The 16,395-nt window shown below is 56.2% G+C and carries 16 protein-coding genes; 1 reads left to right on the top strand and 15 read right to left on the bottom strand.

Going from position 1 to position 16,395, the window contains the following annotated elements:
* Positions 1-63: 63 nt before the first annotated feature.
* From glmS to NH344_RS06530, 4 genes are read right to left on the bottom strand one after another with little or no spacing between them, the layout of a single operon-like run.
* Positions 64-1,890, bottom strand: a complete 1,827-nt coding sequence (glmS, locus tag NH344_RS06545) for a glutamine--fructose-6-phosphate transaminase (isomerizing) (protein ID WP_253027666.1) — start codon at positions 1,888-1,890, stop codon at positions 64-66.
* Positions 1,891-1,943: 53 nt separating this feature from the next.
* On the bottom strand, positions 1,944-3,311 hold the full coding sequence (glmU, locus tag NH344_RS06540) for a bifunctional UDP-N-acetylglucosamine diphosphorylase/glucosamine-1-phosphate N-acetyltransferase GlmU (protein ID WP_054640725.1): 1,368 nt from the start codon (positions 3,309-3,311) through the stop codon (positions 1,944-1,946).
* Position 3,312: 1 nt separating this feature from the next.
* Positions 3,313-4,431 carry an FAD:protein FMN transferase gene (locus tag NH344_RS06535; protein ID WP_044628610.1) on the bottom strand — a complete coding sequence of 373 codons (1,119 nt, stop codon included), beginning with the start codon at positions 4,429-4,431 and terminating at the stop codon, positions 3,313-3,315.
* A gap of 26 nt (positions 4,432-4,457) precedes the next feature.
* Positions 4,458-5,258, bottom strand: coding sequence for an undecaprenyl-diphosphate phosphatase (locus NH344_RS06530; RefSeq protein ID WP_253027665.1), 801 nt, complete (start codon positions 5,256-5,258; stop codon positions 4,458-4,460).
* A gap of 186 nt (positions 5,259-5,444) precedes the next feature.
* Between NH344_RS06530 and NH344_RS06525 the strand changes: the two genes are divergently transcribed.
* A complete protein-coding gene (locus NH344_RS06525) occupies positions 5,445-6,638 on the top strand; it encodes a cation diffusion facilitator family transporter (protein WP_253027664.1) in 1,194 nt (397 codons plus the stop codon).
* Positions 6,639-6,654: 16 nt separating this feature from the next.
* On the opposite strand, the gene mgtE is transcribed toward NH344_RS06525, so the two are convergent.
* The 11 genes from mgtE to NH344_RS06470 all read right to left on the bottom strand — a co-directional run bounded on the left by mgtE (position 6,655) and on the right by NH344_RS06470 (position 16,354).
* Positions 6,655-8,037, bottom strand: coding sequence for a magnesium transporter (gene mgtE, locus NH344_RS06520; protein ID WP_253027663.1), 1,383 nt, complete (start codon positions 8,035-8,037; stop codon positions 6,655-6,657).
* A 118-nt stretch (positions 8,038-8,155) separates the two neighbouring features.
* Positions 8,156-8,584, bottom strand: coding sequence for a F0F1 ATP synthase subunit epsilon (locus NH344_RS06515; RefSeq protein ID WP_044628606.1), 429 nt, complete (start codon positions 8,582-8,584; stop codon positions 8,156-8,158).
* A 24-nt stretch (positions 8,585-8,608) separates the two neighbouring features.
* Positions 8,609-9,988: a F0F1 ATP synthase subunit beta gene (gene atpD / locus NH344_RS06510; RefSeq protein WP_253027662.1), complete on the bottom strand. Its 1,380-nt coding sequence runs from the start codon at positions 9,986-9,988 to the stop codon at positions 8,609-8,611.
* Between the two features lie 76 nt (positions 9,989-10,064).
* A complete protein-coding gene (gene atpG / locus NH344_RS06505; RefSeq protein ID WP_074211250.1) occupies positions 10,065-10,952 on the bottom strand; it encodes a F0F1 ATP synthase subunit gamma in 888 nt (295 codons plus the stop codon).
* A 65-nt stretch (positions 10,953-11,017) separates the two neighbouring features.
* A complete protein-coding gene (gene atpA, locus NH344_RS06500) occupies positions 11,018-12,562 on the bottom strand; it encodes a F0F1 ATP synthase subunit alpha (RefSeq protein ID WP_074211249.1) in 1,545 nt (514 codons plus the stop codon).
* A 16-nt stretch (positions 12,563-12,578) separates the two neighbouring features.
* Positions 12,579-13,115 (bottom strand): F0F1 ATP synthase subunit delta, encoded by a 537-nt coding sequence (locus NH344_RS06495; RefSeq protein WP_054640722.1) that lies wholly within the window; start codon positions 13,113-13,115, stop codon positions 12,579-12,581.
* Between the two features lie 11 nt (positions 13,116-13,126).
* On the bottom strand, positions 13,127-13,597 hold the full coding sequence (locus tag NH344_RS06490) for a F0F1 ATP synthase subunit B (RefSeq protein ID WP_054640721.1): 471 nt from the start codon (positions 13,595-13,597) through the stop codon (positions 13,127-13,129).
* Between the two features lie 76 nt (positions 13,598-13,673).
* A complete protein-coding gene (gene atpE, locus NH344_RS06485) occupies positions 13,674-13,901 on the bottom strand; it encodes a F0F1 ATP synthase subunit C (protein WP_007112217.1) in 228 nt (75 codons plus the stop codon).
* Between the two features lie 65 nt (positions 13,902-13,966).
* A complete protein-coding gene (gene atpB, locus NH344_RS06480) occupies positions 13,967-14,794 on the bottom strand; it encodes a F0F1 ATP synthase subunit A (RefSeq protein ID WP_044628644.1) in 828 nt (275 codons plus the stop codon).
* A 16-nt stretch (positions 14,795-14,810) separates the two neighbouring features.
* Positions 14,811-15,203 carry an ATP synthase subunit I gene (locus NH344_RS06475; RefSeq protein ID WP_044628600.1) on the bottom strand — a complete coding sequence of 131 codons (393 nt, stop codon included), beginning with the start codon at positions 15,201-15,203 and terminating at the stop codon, positions 14,811-14,813.
* A 221-nt stretch (positions 15,204-15,424) separates the two neighbouring features.
* Positions 15,425-16,354 carry a ParB/RepB/Spo0J family partition protein gene (locus NH344_RS06470; protein WP_062361056.1) on the bottom strand — a complete coding sequence of 310 codons (930 nt, stop codon included), beginning with the start codon at positions 16,352-16,354 and terminating at the stop codon, positions 15,425-15,427.
* Positions 16,355-16,395 lie beyond the last annotated feature (41 nt).

Raw genomic sequence — 16,395 nt, 5'->3', positions numbered from 1 at the left:
GCTATTTGCCGCATCTTGTAAAGCGCTTTATTCATCCAACTGCAATTAATTGTGACACGGCACTTATTCGACGGTCACACTCTTGGCAAGGTTACGCGGTTGATCCACATCGGTGCCTTTGAGCACCGCTACGTGATAGCTCAGCAGCTGCAACGGTAGAGTGTAGAGCAGTGGTGCCAGTGCTTCGTGTACTTCAGGAAGTTCCAACACACGGATATCATCTTGAGAGCTGATTCCCACCTTTTGATCGGCAAACACAAACAGCTGGCCGCCGCGGGCGCGCACTTCTTGGAGGTTGGATTTCAGTTTTTCGAGCAGATCATCATTCGGGGCAACTGAAATTACCGGCATCTCGCTATCCACCAATGCCAGCGGGCCGTGCTTAAGCTCCCCGGCAGGATAGGCTTCCGCATGGATATAGGAAATCTCCTTGAGCTTCAGCGCGCCTTCTAAAGCAATGGGGTAGTGCGCCCCACGACCCAGGAAGAGCGCGTGATGCTTCTCTGCAAATGCCTGAGAAAGCACTTCGATCTGCCGATCGAGACCCAGCACCTGCTGACAGAGCGCGGGCAGTGCCTGCAGGGCGCCAATGATCTCTGGCTGCTCTGGCTGGCCTTTTGCTTTACTGACGGAAAGCGTCAGCAGCAGCAGTGCGATCAACTGGGTGGTAAAGGCTTTAGTCGAGGCCACACCAATTTCGGGGCCAGCGCGGGTCATCAGCGACATATCCGATTCGCGCACCAGCGAACTGCCGGGCACGTTGCAGATTGCCAGCGTGCCGACATAGCCCAGGGTTTTGGCAAACCGCAGCGCTGCCAACGTATCGGCGGTTTCCCCAGACTGAGAGAGGGTGACGAATAACGTGCCTTCCGGCACCACCGGGTGGCGGTAGCGATATTCCGACGCCACTTCGACCTGTACCGGCACCCCAGCATAGCGCTCCAACCAGTAACGCGCGACCATGCCTGCATGGTAGCTGGTGCCACAGGCTATAATATGTACATGACGCGTTTTCTGGAACAGCGCCAGCGCATCCGGCCCAAAACTCTCTACCAACACGCCGTGGCTACTTAAACGCCCTTCCAGCGTGGCACTAATAACGGCGGGCTGCTCAAAAATCTCTTTGAGCATGTAATGACGATATTCGCCTTTGCTAGCCGCACCGTCGCCATGTTCAAAGGTATGGATAGGGCGCTCAACGTCATTGCCTTGGCGATCAACAATGCGAATCACTCCATGCTCTCGCAGCTCGACTAAATCGCCCTCTTCCAGATAGATAAAGCGGTCGGTCACTTGAAGCAGCGCCAGCGGATCAGAGGCTAAAAAGGCTTCATCAATACCAACACCTACCACCAAGGGGCTGCCTTGGCGTGCGCCCACGACCACGCCAGGCTCGGCCGCACTCATTACCCCCAGGGCGTAGGCACCGCCCAAGCCACTAACAATCTCTTGTGTCGCATCAAACAGCGTCTTGCCCGTAGCGAGTTTGTCCGCCAGCAAATGGGCAATCACCTCGGTATCGGTTTCCGAAGTGAACGTGTAACCGCTGCCTTGCAGCGTCTCTTTAATCTGCTCGTAGTTTTCGATAATGCCGTTATGCACCACGGCGACGTTATCGCTGCTGTGGTGCGGATGGGCATTGGCCTCGGAGGGTTTGCCGTGGGTGGCCCAGCGCGTGTGCGCGATACCGCTGTTGCCTGGCAGCGCGGCGGCGTCCAACTGTTCAGCGAGTGCCGCGACTTTGCCCAAAGCCCGGTGACGCGTTAACACACCGCTGTTAAGCACCGTCATGCCAGAAGAATCGTATCCGCGATACTCCAAGCGTTTCAGCCCTTCCAACAAGATTCCCTGCACATTACGCTGCGCAACCGCCGCGACGATGCCACACATAACTTGTTCTCCTAAGGCGCTCTCACGCCGTGTAATCCAACGTGCTAATACGTTTATTTAACCTTTTTAACCGGGCGCGGCCAGTCGGGCTTCTCTAGCTGCCGGCTGCGGGTGACCGCTAATGCATACTCAGTCACATCTTTTGCAATCGTGGAACCAGCGCCCACAGTGGCACCCTTACCTACCGTGACAGGTGCCACTAAGGCAGTGTTGGAGCCGATGAAGGCGTTATCGCCAATTTCGGTGCGATGTTTGTTCACGCCATCGTAGTTGCAGGTAATGGTGCCCGCGCCCACGTTCACATCGCGCCCCAGGCGCGCATCACCCACGTAGCTTAAATGGTTGATTTTACTACCTTCACCCACGTCGGCATTTTTGGTTTCGACAAAATTGCCCACCTTGGCTTTCACGGCTAAGCGCGTGCCAGGACGCAGCCGTGCGTAGGGGCCGACCTGGTTAAGACCCGCCGCCACGGCCGTGTCGATGACGCTGTGGCTGTGAATCTCACTCTCTGCGCCAATGGTGCTGTTTTTGATAATGCAGTAGGGGCCTACCCGCACGCCTTCGCCAAGTTCGACGTCCCCTTCAAAAACACAGCCTACGTCGATGAAGACGTCGTGGCCGCAGGTAAGCTTACCGCGCACATCAATTCTCGCTGGGTCAGCCAAGGCAACGCCTTGGGCCATGAGCGTCTCTGCCGTCTGCTGCTGGTAAGCACGCTCCAAGCGGGCCATTTGCGAGCGGTTATTGACCCCCTCTACCTCGGTGGCGTTATGAGGCTGCGCCGTGGCGACCTTGACGCCTTCGCTGGCTGCCATGGCGATAACGTCCGTCAGGTAGTACTCGCCCTGGGCATTTTCCGCTGATAGCTGGGGCAACCAGCGCTTCAACTGGGCACTGGTCATGGCCATAATGCCGGTGTTGCACTCGTTAATCGCCAGCTGCTCCTCATGAGCATCTTTCTGCTCGACGATCGCCACGGCGTGGCCCTCGGCATCGCGCACGATACGCCCATAGCCACTGGGGTCTTCCAGCGTGACGGTGAGCAGGCCCATGTGCTGCTCATCCACCTTGGCCAGCAGGTCGGCCAACGTATCGCGACGAATTAGCGGCACGTCGCCATACAGTACCAACACGATACCGCTGCCCAACTGAGGCTGCGCCTGAGCCACCGCATGTCCGGTGCCTTTTTGCTCTTCTTGCAGTGCAAACGAGACATCATACTCCGCCAACGCGTCGCGAAGTTGGTCAGCACCATGGCCAATCACCACGTGGGTACGACTCGGGTTCAGACCACTGGCCGTTGCCAGTACGTGCTCTACCATGGGCTTACCCGCTAGCGTGTGCAGTACTTTGGGCAACTGAGAGCGCATCCGTGTGCCTTTACCTGCGGCTAAGATGACGATATCGAGGTCGTGCATGTTATTCACCTGTTTGCATTTGGCGATTCGCTGAGGAGGCCGTCCAAGGCTCGATGCCCAGTTCATCGATCAGCGCATCACCGAAATAGTTGACGAAGGCGGGGCTAGCCAAGCTACGCCAACGCTCCCCCTCACGTACTAACATCAAAATATTGAGGTTGTTTTCGACGGCCAGCTGCATACCCTGCTCGCTCCCCACGACGGTGAGCGCCGTGGCCCAAGCATCGGCCCAGGCATTGGAGGGGTGGAACACCGATACCGACGCTAGCCGATGCTTGATGGGCTGACCGGTTCGCGGATCCAGAAGATGCGAGAAACGCTCACCATCGACTTCAAAGTAGTTACGGTAATCACCGGAGGTAGCCACCGACATGCCCTCCAACGCAATCACATGTTGCGCTTCCGGTACCCCGCTTTGCGGCACTTCAATGCCGACACGCCAAGGCGTTTGATCTTCGATGTCCCGGTAACCACGGGCAATCAGCCCGCCACCGATATTGACCAGGTAATTATCGATGCCCTGCTGATCCAGATACGCCGCCACGCGATCGGTAGCGTGGCCTTTGGCGACGCCAGAGAGATCGGCAAATACATCCCGCAGGCGACGCGCCTGCATCCGCTGGGTATCCACCTCGACTGCATCGAACCCAATCGTGGCCATGCGCTCGCTTAACTCGGCCTCGCTAGGCACCTCTTCGGGACGTGCCTCGGGACCAAAGCTCCATAGATTCACCACATCGCCAATGGTGATATCAAACGCCCCTTTGCTTGCTTCCGACACCGAGCGGCTTATCGCCAGCACTTCGATCAGCTCGTTAGAGAGCGGCTGCCACTCGTTGAGCGGCGCGTCGTTAAAGGCGACTAGTTCTGAATCGTCACGGTAGGTCGACATCGCTTGGTCAACGTCTTCCATCTCGGCCAATATGCCCTCTTCCAAAGCATTGGCTTCGCCCTGCGTCAGCGGGTCGACCAGAGTAATTTGATAATAGGTGCCAAAAATACCGCCTTCAAAGCGCACTGGTGACTCCAGCGGCCGATCATTTTCTGAACAGCCCGCCAGCAAAACGCCCACCAGCGCCACGACGCCCAGTCGCTTACACGCAGTTTGATAGCCTTTCATCCGATGTCCTTCATTGAACGCGCGGGTTAGAAATGAAAAAACCAGAGTAGCCAGGCACCAAACAGCACGCGGTATACCACGAACGGCTGCATCCCCAGCTTTTTGATTACGACGAGAAAGTAGTGAATACACACGAAGGCGCTGATACCCGATAAAAGCACCCCTATTAGCATAGCGGGTACGTCGATCGAGTGAGGCGCTTTGACGAGATTCACCGCTTCGAGGCCACCGGCGAGCACGATGACGGGAATCGAGAGCAAAAACGAGAAGCGCGCGGCGCCTTCTCGATTCATGCCAACCATCAGCGCCGCGGTCATCGTGATCCCCGAGCGCGACGTACCGGGGATCAGCGCTAATACCTGAGCGCCGCCGATGATCAGTGCGTCTTTTAGCGTCAACTGATACTCGCTGCGGGTACCGCGCATTTTCCAGTCGGCGTAGCCTAGCAGTAAGCCGAACCCTATCAGGCTAAGGCCGATGATCAGCGTCGAGCGCATGTAGCCTGCGATCAGGTCATGGAGGAGAAAGCCGACGATGCACACCTGCAAGGTGGCCACGACTACCCAAAACGCTAGACGCGCATCCTCATTGACGCCGCTGCCTCTTACCGCCGTGAGGCTGCTGGCGATCATTTGCCAAATTTCCTGGCGAAAATAGATCACCACGGCACTTAAACTGCCTAAATGCAGGGCGACATCGAAGGCAAGACCTTGATCTTCCCAGGTGGTCAGCACCGGCACCAAAATGAGGTGGGCAGAGCTAGAAATAGGAAGGAATTCAGTGAGCCCTTGCACCACCGCCAATACCACCACTTGGAGCCAATCCATAGGTCATCCTGTCTGTATTACGTCATTAAATGATGTGTAAGCACCTGCAGCGGCGCTTAGGATACACATCCAGCCATTCATTGTCCGCACCGGTGAAGCGCGCAAATTCATAAGAAGGTATAGAGCTTATGCAACGGTAAGCTACAATAGGCGCCTATTAGAAGTGTGCGTCCCTGCAGGTACCTCATGACTCAGACCGTAAAAACGCCAGTGGTTCCCAATCGCGAGTTAGATAGCCAAGAGGCTAAGCGCGTAACCTATATCGGCGCTTGGCTGGACGGTTTGCTGAGCATTATCAAAGTCGCCGTTGGTTTTTTTGTCGGCTCTGCTGCGCTGATTGCCGATGGTATCCATTCGCTCTCTGATCTTGTGACCGATGGGTTCGTGCTGGCAGCCATTCACTATGGCCGCCAGGAGCCAGATAACGATCACCACTACGGCCATGGCCGAATCGAAACCCTCACCACGCTGCTATTAGGCAGCGTCCTAATCTTCGTGGCGGGGGGTATTGCGTGGTCAAGCGTGGATCGCCTGTTGAGCGGCACAGAAGTGGGCGCCCCGGGGGCGCTTGCGATCGTCATCGCCATACTGGCACTGATTAGCAAAGAGTGGATTTTTCGCTACACCATGCGGGTCGCGAATCGCTTGAAATCCAAGCTTTTAGAAGCCAACGCTTGGCACTCGCGCAGCGACGCACTTTCAACCGCCGTGGTGCTGGTGGCTTTAGTAGGCGCACAGTTTGGCTTGGGCTGGCTAGATGCTGTGGCCGCCATTATCGTTGGCCTGATGGTCGGTAAAGTGGGTTTAGACCTGTTGTGGGAGTCCGCTCGCGAACTGGTCGACACCGCACTCCCCGAAACAGTACAGCAGCAGATGCATGACGTGGCGTGTAGCGTCCCCGGCGTGGATAGCGTGCACGACCTGCGCACCCGTCAATCGGCAGGTTGGGTGATGGTCGACCTGCATGTGGTGGTGGGGCCTAAAATTACCGTCTCGGAAGCTCATGAAATCGGTAATGAAGTGAGCCGCCGTTTGCGCCACGAGTTTCCTTTGCTCACAGATGTTATCTTCCACGTTGACCCAGAAGATGACGCCGGTGAAGGCGACCCCAGCCGCTTGCCCGGCCTGCCGCTGCGTCCAGAAGTGGAAGCGGCGCTGAACGAGCGCTGGTACAAACATCCGGTATGGCGCACGCTGAACGAGCTACAGCTCCACTACTTAGAAGATAAGGTATCGGTATCGCTGATTATTGGCGACGCCGTTCACCAGCCGCCTCAGTGTTTGGCGAGCCAGCTCAAGGCGCTCGCCAGCGACATCGAGTGGCTGGGTCATGTGGAGGTCATGTTCATCACCCGGGCGGCCAGCAGCGCCATGCGCTAGGCTACCCTAACCCAGGTCAGACGCCGGCAAGTATGGCCGTTGCAATACTGAAGTAAATCAGTACGCCGGTGGCGTCGATCAGCGTGGTCACCAGCGGAGCCGAGGCCGTCGCGGGGTCTACTTTGAAGCGCTCCAAAACGAACGGCAAGCACATGCCGATCAAGCTGCCAAACAGCACGATGGTCACCATGCTGAGCACCACGATGATGGCCACCGCTTCCCCGCCACGAAAAATCCCAATGGGGGCGACGGCAATGGCCATGGTCAAACCCAATGAACCAGCCACCAACAGCTCACGCCCCAGCATCTTGCTCCAATCCTTCACGCCTACGTCGCCGGTGGCCATGCCGCGCACCATCAGCGTGGCGGCCTGCGCACCGGCATTACCGCCGCTACCGATCAGCAGCGGTAAGAAAAATACCAGCGCCACCTGAGCAGCAATGGTCTCCTCGAAATAAGCGATACCAGCCCCCGAAAAAAGGTTGGCAAAGACCAGTAAGACCAGCCAAAACACGCGTTTGCGGTAAAGACTCCACAGCGGTACCCGGCTCACGCCATCCTCTAGCTGACCGATGGACATCCCTTTGTGGATATCTTCGGTGGCCTCTGACTCAGCAACATCCATGGCATCATCGTGAGTCACGATGCCTACCATACGGCCATCGGCATCAACCACGGGCAGCGCCAGTAAGTCATACCGAGCCACAATTCTCGCCACCTCCTCCTGCGCTTTATCCACAGGGATTTTGATGACATCTTTGATCATGATGTCATCCACCAACGCCCCAGGGCGCGCGACCATCAGTTGACGCAGCGACATGGTGCCGATCAGATGGCCATCATTATCCAGCACGTAAAGCTGGTAGACCGTTTCCGCATCAGGGGCGGTTTGGCGCACGCGCATCATTGCTTGTGACACCGTCATGCCACTGGCTATGGCAACATAGTCAGAGGTCATGATGGCGCCGGCAGTGCCCTCTTCATAGCTCGCCAAGCGCTTGAGATCCTCGCGCTCCTGGTGCGCCATACGACGCAACAGCGCTTCGCGACGGTCTTCCCCAAGCCGGTTGAACAAATCCGCCCGCTCGTCGGAGCCCATCTCTTCGAGCAGTTTGAGCACCTGGCTATCGGACAGCTCTCCCACCACCTCGAGCTGGCTCTCTTTGGGTAGATAGCCCAACACATTGGCTGCTCGCTCGGTGGAGAGAATGTCCAACACCGTCAGGGCCGCACGTAGCTCCTCATCCTTCTCGATCAGCTCTTCCAGCACTTCCCCAATGTCGGCCGAGCGTATTTCAGCGAGGCGTTCCGCCAATTGCGACTTACTGGGCTCTTCCTTGACCAGCTCCTCGAGCAGCTCGGTTTTCAATTCCTGTAAGGCTTCTTCGTTTAGCGCCATCGCTCGCTCCTGAGACGTTCAACTCTGGGATGACTCACCCGCATATTAACAGACAAAAAAAACGCCCCTTAAACCCTGAATCGGGTTTAAGGGGCGTTTGATTACGCAGAGCGTCTAATTAGCCTTTACCCGCCTTCTTACGCAACTGCTGAATCGTTCGCAGTTGGGCAACGGCTTCGGCGAGTTCAGCGGCAGCGCGGGTATAATCCAGCTCCGCTGACTTCTCATTAAAGGCTTTCAGCGCCTGCTGACGCGCTTCTTCAGCAGCGGCCTCGTCGAGGTCGCTGGCACGCGCCGCAGCGTCTGCCAGGATCGTCACGACATCTGGCTGAACTTCCATGAAGCCGCCAGAGACAAAGAAGTTCTCTTCCTTGCCATCATCGTGGATCACGCGGATCGGGCCCGGCTGAAGCTCGGTCAGCAGCGGGGCGTGCCCCGGCAAAATGCCGAGGTCACCCATAATCCCGGAAGCAATCACCTGCTCAACCTTACCTGAGAAGATGGATGCTTCTGCGCTGACGATATTGCAAGTGAAGCTATTCGCCATAGCGAATCCCCCTAATGGACGGGATTACTTCTTCATCTGGTTGGCTTTTTCGACAGCTTCGTCGATGGAGCCGACCATGTAGAAGGCCTGTTCCGGCAGATCGTCGTAGTCACCCGCGAGGATGCCCTGGAAGCCACGGATGGTGTCTTTCAGCGACACGTACTTACCGGGCGAGCCCGTGAAGACCTCGGCCACGAAGAACGGCTGCGACAGGAAGCGCTGGATCTTACGCGCACGGGCAACGGCCAGCTTGTCTTCGTCAGACAGCTCGTCCATACCCAGAATCGCGATGATGTCCTTCAGTTCCTTGTAACGCTGCAGAACGTTCTGCACGCCACGCGCTACGTCGTAGTGCTCTTCACCAACCACCAGCGGATCCAACTGACGCGAGGTAGAGTCCAGCGGGTCGATCGCGGGGTAGATACCCAGCTCGGCGATGGAACGCGCCAGTACCACGGTCGCATCTAGGTGCGAGAAGGTGGTCGCCGGCGACGGGTCGGTCAAGTCATCCGCAGGAACGTAAACGGCCTGTACGGAAGTGATAGAACCGGTTTTCGTAGAGGTGATACGTTCCTGCAGAACGCCCATCTCTTCGGCCAGCGTCGGTTGATAACCTACCGCAGACGGCATACGACCCAGCAGGGCGGATACTTCGGTACCGGCCAGGGTGTAACGGTAGATGTTGTCGACGAACAGCAGAACGTCGCGGCCTTCATCACGGAATTTTTCCGCAATGGTCAAACCGGTCAGCGCCACGCGAAGACGGTTACCGGGCGGCTCGTTCATCTGACCGTAGACCAGCGCTACCTTGTCGATAACGTTGGATTCGGTCATTTCGTGATAGAAGTCGTTACCCTCACGCGTACGCTCACCGACACCAGCGAATACAGAGTAGCCGCTGTGCTCGGTGGCGATGTTGCGGATAAGCTCCATCATGTTAACGGTTTTACCAACACCCGCACCGCCGAACAGACCAACCTTACCGCCCTTAGCAAAGGGGCAAACCAGATCGATGACTTTGATACCGGTTTCCAGCAGCTCGTTAGAGGCTGCCTGATCGGCATAGCTCGGGGCCTTGCGGTGGATCGGCATGCGCTCTTGCTCACCGATCGGGCCAGCTTCATCGATCGGCTCGCCGAGTACGTTCATGATGCGACCTAGCGTTTCCTTACCTACCGGTACGGAAATCGCGGCACCTGTGCTGGTCACGTCCATGCCACGCTTTAAGCCCTCAGTGGAGCCCATGGCAATGGTGCGCACCACGCCGTCGCCCAGCTGCTGCTGGACTTCGAGGATGGTCTCAACATCGGAGACCTTCAGCGCGTCGTAGACCTTGGGCACAGAGTCCCGCGGAAACTCTACGTCAATCACCGCGCCGATGATTTGTACGATACGTCCGCTCATCTTGGTTCCTCTCAAAAACCTGCAAATGAAACCTGTTTGCCGGGAGCCACCTTAGCGATGGCAGGCTCCCTTGGCGTTATACGGCTGAAGCGCCGCCGACGATCTCGGAAATTTCCTGGGTGATGGCGGCCTGACGGGCCTTGTTGTACACCATCTCCAGATCGTCGATCAGGTTGCCCGCGTTATCAGTGGCACTCTTCATAGCGATCATTCGGGCGGCCTGTTCGCACGCACCGTTTTCGACTACCGCCTGATACACCTGCGATTCGATGAATCGAACCAACAGGCTGTCTAGCAACGCCTTGGCATCCGGTTCATACAGGTAGTCCCAGCTTCCGGGACGGGCGTTTTCTTCGTCATGCTTAGCGTCTGCGCCCATATCGGACGACAGAGGAAGAAGCTGACGCACTACCGGCCGCTGCGTCATGGTGTTAACGAATTCGTTATACACCACGTACAGGCGGTCTAGGCGTCCTTCGTCGTACGCTTCGAGCATCACCTTAACACTACCGATCAGACCCTCGACGGTCGGTGACTCTCCTAATCCGCTTTTCGCAGCAATCAAGTTGCCGCCGTAGTTGCGGAAGAAGGCACCGGCCTTCGAGCCGAGGGCGCAGAAGTCTAGCTCAGCGCCTTGCTGCTTCCAGGCAACAGCGTCTTTCACCACTGCCTTAAACAGGTTGACGTTTAAGCCGCCACACAGGCCACGGTCGGTGGAAACCACAATGTAACCAACGCGCTTTACCTCGCTACGCTCGACCATATAGTCGTGCTTGTACTCGGGGTTTGCGTCGGCAATGTGGCCTACCACGTTACGAATCTGCTTGGCGTACGGCTGGCCAGCCTTCATCAGATCTTGCGCTTTACGCATTTTCGATGCAGCCACCATTTCCATGGCACTGGTAATCTTCTGCGTATTTTTAATGCTCCCGATCTGGGTGCGTATCTCTTTTGCAGCTGCCATAGCGATCTACCTTTCGTTCGTGGCTCTCAGAAAGCATGCAAGCCCGCCCGCAGGCGGGCCGGACATTACCAGCTCTGAGTCGCCTTGAACTTCTCGAGACCTGACTTCAAGCCGTCCTGAATCTCGCCGTTGTAGTCGCCGGTCTGGTTGATCTTGTCGAGCAGCTCGCTGTGCTCGGACTTCATGTAGTCGTGCAGGGCACGTTCGAAGTCCAGCACCTTGTCGACGCTCACGTCATCCAGGTGACCTTCGTTAGCGGCGTACAGCGACAGCGCCATTTCTGCAACTGACATCGGCGAGTACTGCTTCTGCTTCATCAGTTCGGTAACGCGTTGACCGTGCTCGAGCTGCTTGCGCGTCGCTTCATCAAGGTCAGAGGCAAACTGCGAGAATGCCGCCAGTTCGCGGTACTGAGCCAGAGCCAGACGCACACCGCCACCCAGCTTCTTGATGATTTTGGTCTGCGCAGCACCACCTACACGAGAAACCGAGAGACCTGCGTTAATCGCCGGACGAATACCGGAGTTAAACAGGTTGGTTTCCAGGAAGATCTGACCATCGGTGATGGAGATAACGTTGGTCGGAACGAACGCCGATACGTCACCACCTTGTGTTTCGATGATCGGCAGTGCGGTCAAGGAACCGGTTTTGCCTTTCACTTCACCGTTGGTGAACTTCTCAACGTAGTCAGCGTTAACACGCGCAGCGCGCTCCAGCAGACGTGAGTGGAGATAGAAAACGTCACCCGGGTAAGCTTCACGGCCCGGCGGACGACGCAGCAGCAGCGATACCTGACGGTACGCAACGGCCTGCTTGGAAAGATCGTCATACACGATCAGCGCGTCTTCACCACGGTCACGGAAGTACTCGCCCATGGTGCAGCCAGAGTAAGCGGCCAGGAACTGCATCGGTGCCGGGTCGGCAGCGCCTGCAGCGACGATGATGGTGTGTTCCAGCGCGCCGTGCTCTTCGAGCTTGCGAACGACGTTAGCAATGGTCGATTGCTTCTGACCAATCGCTACGTAGACACAGGTCACGCCTTTGCCTTTCTGGTTGATGATCGCATCGATGGCAATGGCAGATTTACCAATCTGACGGTCACCGATGATCAGCTCACGCTGACCACGACCGATTGGCACCATGGCATCGATAGATTTCAAACCAGTTTGGATCGGCTCATCAACGGACTGACGGGTGATAACGCCGGGCGCTACTTTTTCTACCGCGTCGGTCATTTTAGCGTTGATACCGCCCTTGCCATCGATGGGATTACCCAGCGCATCGACAACACGACCAATCAGCTCAGGACCTACCGGTACTTCAAGGATACGACCGGTACATTTAGCGGTCATACCTTCTTCAAGCTGCAGGTAGTCACCCAGGACAACAGCACCGACGGAGTCACGCTCCAGGTTCAGTACCATGCCGAAAATGCTGTTGGGGAATTCAATCATTTCACCAAACATCGCGTCTTCGAGGCCGTGAATTTTCACGATACCGTCGGAAACGCTGACGATGGTGCCCTGATTACGGGCTTCAGATGCGACGTCAAGCTTTTCAATTCGCTGCTTGATGATGTCGCTGATCTCGGAAGGATTCAGTTGCTGCATGCCATGTCCCTCAGACTCAAGCGGTCAGCGCTTCGGAAAGCCGGTTCAATCGACCACGCACCGACCCGTCAATGACGGTGTCGCCGGCACGCAGGATGACACCGCCAATCAGCGCCTTGTCCACCTGAGTAGTAATGGAGATTTCGCGATTTAGACGTTTCTTGAGCGCGTTGCCTAGCTTGGTCTTCTGCTTGCTGTCCAGCTTATAAGCTGAAACCACAGTGACGTCGATACGCTGTTCATGCTCTGCGCGAAGGTGTTCAAACTGGTCAGCAATAGCATCCAACGCCGCTAAGCGACGCTGATCGGCCAAGGTGGTCAGAAAGCGTTTAAACGCATCGTCTGCGTTGTCGCCCAGCATGTCTGCTACTAACGACACTTTCTGTTCACTGCTGAGTTTGGGGCTACCTAGCAGGCCAGCAACTTGGCGATCGATGACGATTGATCCCGCCATTGCCAGTGCCTGCGACCAAGCGTCAAGCGCTTGGTGATCGCGCGCGTATTCAAACGCCGCTTTGGCGTAAGGACGAGCGACGGTAGATTGTTCCGCCATGGGTCACCTCCTTACAGTTCAGCGGCAAGCTTATCAAGCAAGTCGCGGTGCGCTTTCTCGTCAACAGAGGCTTCAAGAACACGCTCAGCGCCTACGATCGCAAGGTGGGAAACCTGTGCACGCAGTTCGTCTTTCGCGCGATTAATTTCTTGCTCAATTTCTGACCGAGCATTAGCCACTAAACGTTCGCCTTCAGCACGCGCTTGTTCACGTGCCTCTTCGATCATTTGGGCAGAGCGCTTATTCGCTTGCTCGAGAATTTGAGATGCCTGTTCCTTGCTCTCGCGTAGCGTCTGTTCAGCACGCTCTTGAGCTAGCTCAAGATCACGGGTAGCACGGCTAGCTGCGTCCAAGCCATCAGCAATTTTCTTTTGACGCTCGTGAAGCGCGTTGCTGATCGGAGGCCACACATACTTTATGCAAAACCAGACAAAGATCGCGAAGGCGATCGTCTGCCCGATAAGCGTCATGTTGATATTCACAGGGATGTACCTCTGACAAATTCGTGGCGACCGGAGTGAAACAAAACCGAGCGGAGAGCCGCTCGGTTAAGCTGCATTAACCGGCAACAACGAAGATCAGGTACATCGCGATACCAACACCGATCATCGGAACGGCGTCAAGCAGACCGGCCATGATGAAGGTTTTGGTTTGCAGCTGGTCGCCCAGTTCCGGCTGACGCGCAGTAGACTCAAGCAGTTTGCCGCCCAGAAGAGCGAAGCCAATGCCGGTAGCCAGTGCGCCCAGACCGATGATGATGGCAGCTGAGAGATAAACCATTTCCATGATGTTGCTCCTGAGTTTAAGTTTTGGTTAAGGGTTGAGGGTTAATGAAAACGTCGTTGCTTGGTTTAGTGATGTTCGTGCGCCGCGCTGAGGTATACAACCGACAGCGTGGTGAAAATAAAGGCCTGCAGCGTTACCACAAGAATGTGGAAGATGGCCCATGGCACGTCCAACAGCCAGATTGCCCAGAACGGCAGTAGAGCAATCAGAATAAAGATAACTTCACCGGCAAACATGTTACCGAACAGACGCAGGCCAAGGCCTAACGGCTTCACCAGCAGGCCAATCACTTCAAGTACCAGGTTGAAGGGGATCAGCGCCCAGTGATTGAACGGCGTAAGCGACAGCTCTTTGGCAAAACCACCGGCACCTTTGACTTTAATGCTGTAGTAAATAATCAGGCAGAACACGCCCAGCGCCATACCCAGCGTGGCGTTCGGGTCCGTGGTCGGTACAATTTTCATGTACTCAACGCCTAACCGTTTAAAGAGCTCAGGGCCATAGTCGACCGGAATAATTTTCAGCGTGTTCATGAGCAAAATCCACACGAACAGCGTCAGTGCCAGCGGGGCAATGACCGGGTTACGGCCATGGAACGTCGCGCGGGTGAGGTTCTCGATGAACTCAACCACCATTTCAACAGCGTTTTGCAGTCCGCTAGGAACGCCCGTTGTTGCTGCTTTACCGGCTTTACGGAAAATCCAGATAAACAGGAGGCCCATGGCGATCGACCAGCCCATGGTGTCCAGATGAATGGCCCAAAAGCCCATTTCACGAGCTTCTTCGGCGGAGTGCGCCAGCGACCAGCCATTCTCTGGATGTTTACCAAAGGTCAGGTTCTGCAAGTGGTGCTGGATATAGTAAGTCGACGAGACTTCGTTTCCTGCGGCCATAGACATGTCACCTCAATCAGTTGTGCGATTTCCCAGGCATTAACCAAGGTGCAAGCCAATGCGTTAGAACAATCGCAACATAAGCACTAAAAAAGAAAGCGGGGTTTGAGGGAGGCACTACCACGAACACCAGAGCAAACAGTGCCACCGTCAAACCAAACTTACCTGCCTCGGCGCGAAACAGAACCATAGCGCCTGGAGAACGACGCGTTTTACCAAAAATTCCCATGCGCTGTATAAAGAAAGCGTGTGGCAGCAACGCTACCAGTGCTCCCGTTATGACCGATAGCACCCCTGGCATCTGGGCTACCGGATAAGCCAGCAGCACTCCAAGCAGCATCACCACGAGCTGGGCGCCGGTTAGCCGAGCGAAGTAGGCTCGCTGCCGCTGGGTTTCAATTCGCTGCATAAGCTTTCAACATATCGCTAGTAAGCAAATGATTCCCCAGCGCGTTAGATGGGTTGCTGCCGATGTGCCTTTCAAGCGCATCGATAAGCAACCTGCACAAATCTTGCGCGATTATAGGGAAGCGCTATCACACCTTCAACCGAAGTTGCACGGAATTCGCGCGTTTCAGCGCCGACTTGCGACCAAAGGGCTAAAAACAGGCCATATCTTTCATTAGCGTGCTATTTAATGTGCGCCAGAATTCCATCCAGCTCTTCAAGGCTTGTATAACGAATAGTGACTCGGCCTTTGCCTTTTTGACCATGATCAATCGAAACAGGCGCACCGAGAATTTCGCCCAGGTGGGTTTCTAAGCGGGCCACATCCGGTGTCTTGGCCGCTTGCTTGGCGGTCGGCGCAGGTGCCTGATTGGTTTGCACCTTTTTCACCAGCGCTTCGGTATCGCGCACGGTAAGGTCTTTATTGACCACTTCGTGGGCGACTTGGCGCTGCTGTGCACTGGTTAACGAGAGCAGTGCGCGAGCGTGACCCATATCTAAATCGCCCCGCTCTAGCAGGGTTTGCACCTCTGGGTCGAGGGCCAGCAGACGAAGTAAGTTGGCAACCTGGGTACGAGACTTACCCACTGCATCAGCAATCTGTTGCTGAGTGAGCTCAAATTCATCGCCCAAACGCTTCAGCGCAATCGCTTCTTCAATCGCGTTGAGGTTTTCCCGCTGGATGTTTTCAATCAGCGCTAAGGCCAGCGCGACTTCATCACTCACATGGCGTATGACCGCCGGAATAACGTCCAGCTCGGCCAGTTGCGCGGCGCGCCAGCGGCGCTCACCGGCAATAATTTCATAGCGGTCTTTACCTACCGGACGCACCACGATGGGCTGCATCACGCCTTGGGCACGGATCGAGTCGGCAAGCTCTTCCAGGGCTTCAGGCTGGATGTCTCGGCGCGGCTGATACTTCCCACGCATCAGTTGCCCAAGTGGCAGACGCTCCAGGCGTTCAGCCATTGCGTCATCCACCGCCACGTCTGGCATCGGGGCGTCGGCGCTCTCAAGCGTTGCGCCACCGGTCAGGTCTAAACTGTCACGACGACGGGCGCCCGCACCAATCAGGGCATCCAGGCCACGTCCTAGCGCGCGTTTACGCGTCATTCGCTTTCCCTCGTACTTTTAACGTTATGTACTTTGAACGC

Source organism: Halomonas sp. Ps84H-12 (assembly GCF_024124725.1).
Classification (GTDB): domain Bacteria; phylum Pseudomonadota; class Gammaproteobacteria; order Pseudomonadales; family Halomonadaceae; genus Vreelandella; species Vreelandella aquamarina.
The sequence above is the reverse complement of the archived record's forward strand: the minus strand, read 5'-3'. Positions and strand labels throughout refer to the sequence as shown.

What these genes read in the sequence shown, in the direction of transcription:
- atpD (WP_253027662.1), bottom strand. Translation starts at nt 9,988, where the DNA reads ATGAGCGGACGTATCGTACAAATCATCGGCGCGGTGATTGACGTAGAG.
- atpA (WP_074211249.1), bottom strand. Translation starts at nt 12,562, where the DNA reads ATGCAGCAACTGAATCCTTCCGAGATCAGCGACATCATCAAGCAGCGA.
- NH344_RS06515 (WP_044628606.1), bottom strand. Translation starts at nt 8,584, where the DNA reads ATGGCGAATAGCTTCACTTGCAATATCGTCAGCGCAGAAGCATCCATC.
- NH344_RS06525 (WP_253027664.1), top strand. Translation starts at nt 5,445, where the DNA reads ATGACTCAGACCGTAAAAACGCCAGTGGTTCCCAATCGCGAGTTAGAT.
- atpG (WP_074211250.1), bottom strand. Translation starts at nt 10,952, where the DNA reads ATGGCAGCTGCAAAAGAGATACGCACCCAGATCGGGAGCATTAAAAAT.
- NH344_RS06530 (WP_253027665.1), bottom strand. Translation starts at nt 5,258, where the DNA reads ATGGATTGGCTCCAAGTGGTGGTATTGGCGGTGGTGCAAGGGCTCACT.
- atpE (WP_007112217.1), bottom strand. Translation starts at nt 13,901, where the DNA reads ATGGAAATGGTTTATCTCTCAGCTGCCATCATCATCGGTCTGGGCGCA.
- NH344_RS06535 (WP_044628610.1), bottom strand. Translation starts at nt 4,431, where the DNA reads ATGAAAGGCTATCAAACTGCGTGTAAGCGACTGGGCGTCGTGGCGCTG.
- mgtE (WP_253027663.1), bottom strand. Translation starts at nt 8,037, where the DNA reads ATGGCGCTAAACGAAGAAGCCTTACAGGAATTGAAAACCGAGCTGCTC.
- NH344_RS06475 (WP_044628600.1), bottom strand. Translation starts at nt 15,203, where the DNA reads ATGCAGCGAATTGAAACCCAGCGGCAGCGAGCCTACTTCGCTCGGCTA.
- NH344_RS06470 (WP_062361056.1), bottom strand. Translation starts at nt 16,354, where the DNA reads ATGACGCGTAAACGCGCGCTAGGACGTGGCCTGGATGCCCTGATTGGT.
- atpB (WP_044628644.1), bottom strand. Translation starts at nt 14,794, where the DNA reads ATGGCCGCAGGAAACGAAGTCTCGTCGACTTACTATATCCAGCACCAC.
- NH344_RS06495 (WP_054640722.1), bottom strand. Translation starts at nt 13,115, where the DNA reads ATGGCGGAACAATCTACCGTCGCTCGTCCTTACGCCAAAGCGGCGTTT.
- glmU (WP_054640725.1), bottom strand. Translation starts at nt 3,311, where the DNA reads ATGCACGACCTCGATATCGTCATCTTAGCCGCAGGTAAAGGCACACGG.
- glmS (WP_253027666.1), bottom strand. Translation starts at nt 1,890, where the DNA reads ATGTGTGGCATCGTCGCGGCGGTTGCGCAGCGTAATGTGCAGGGAATC.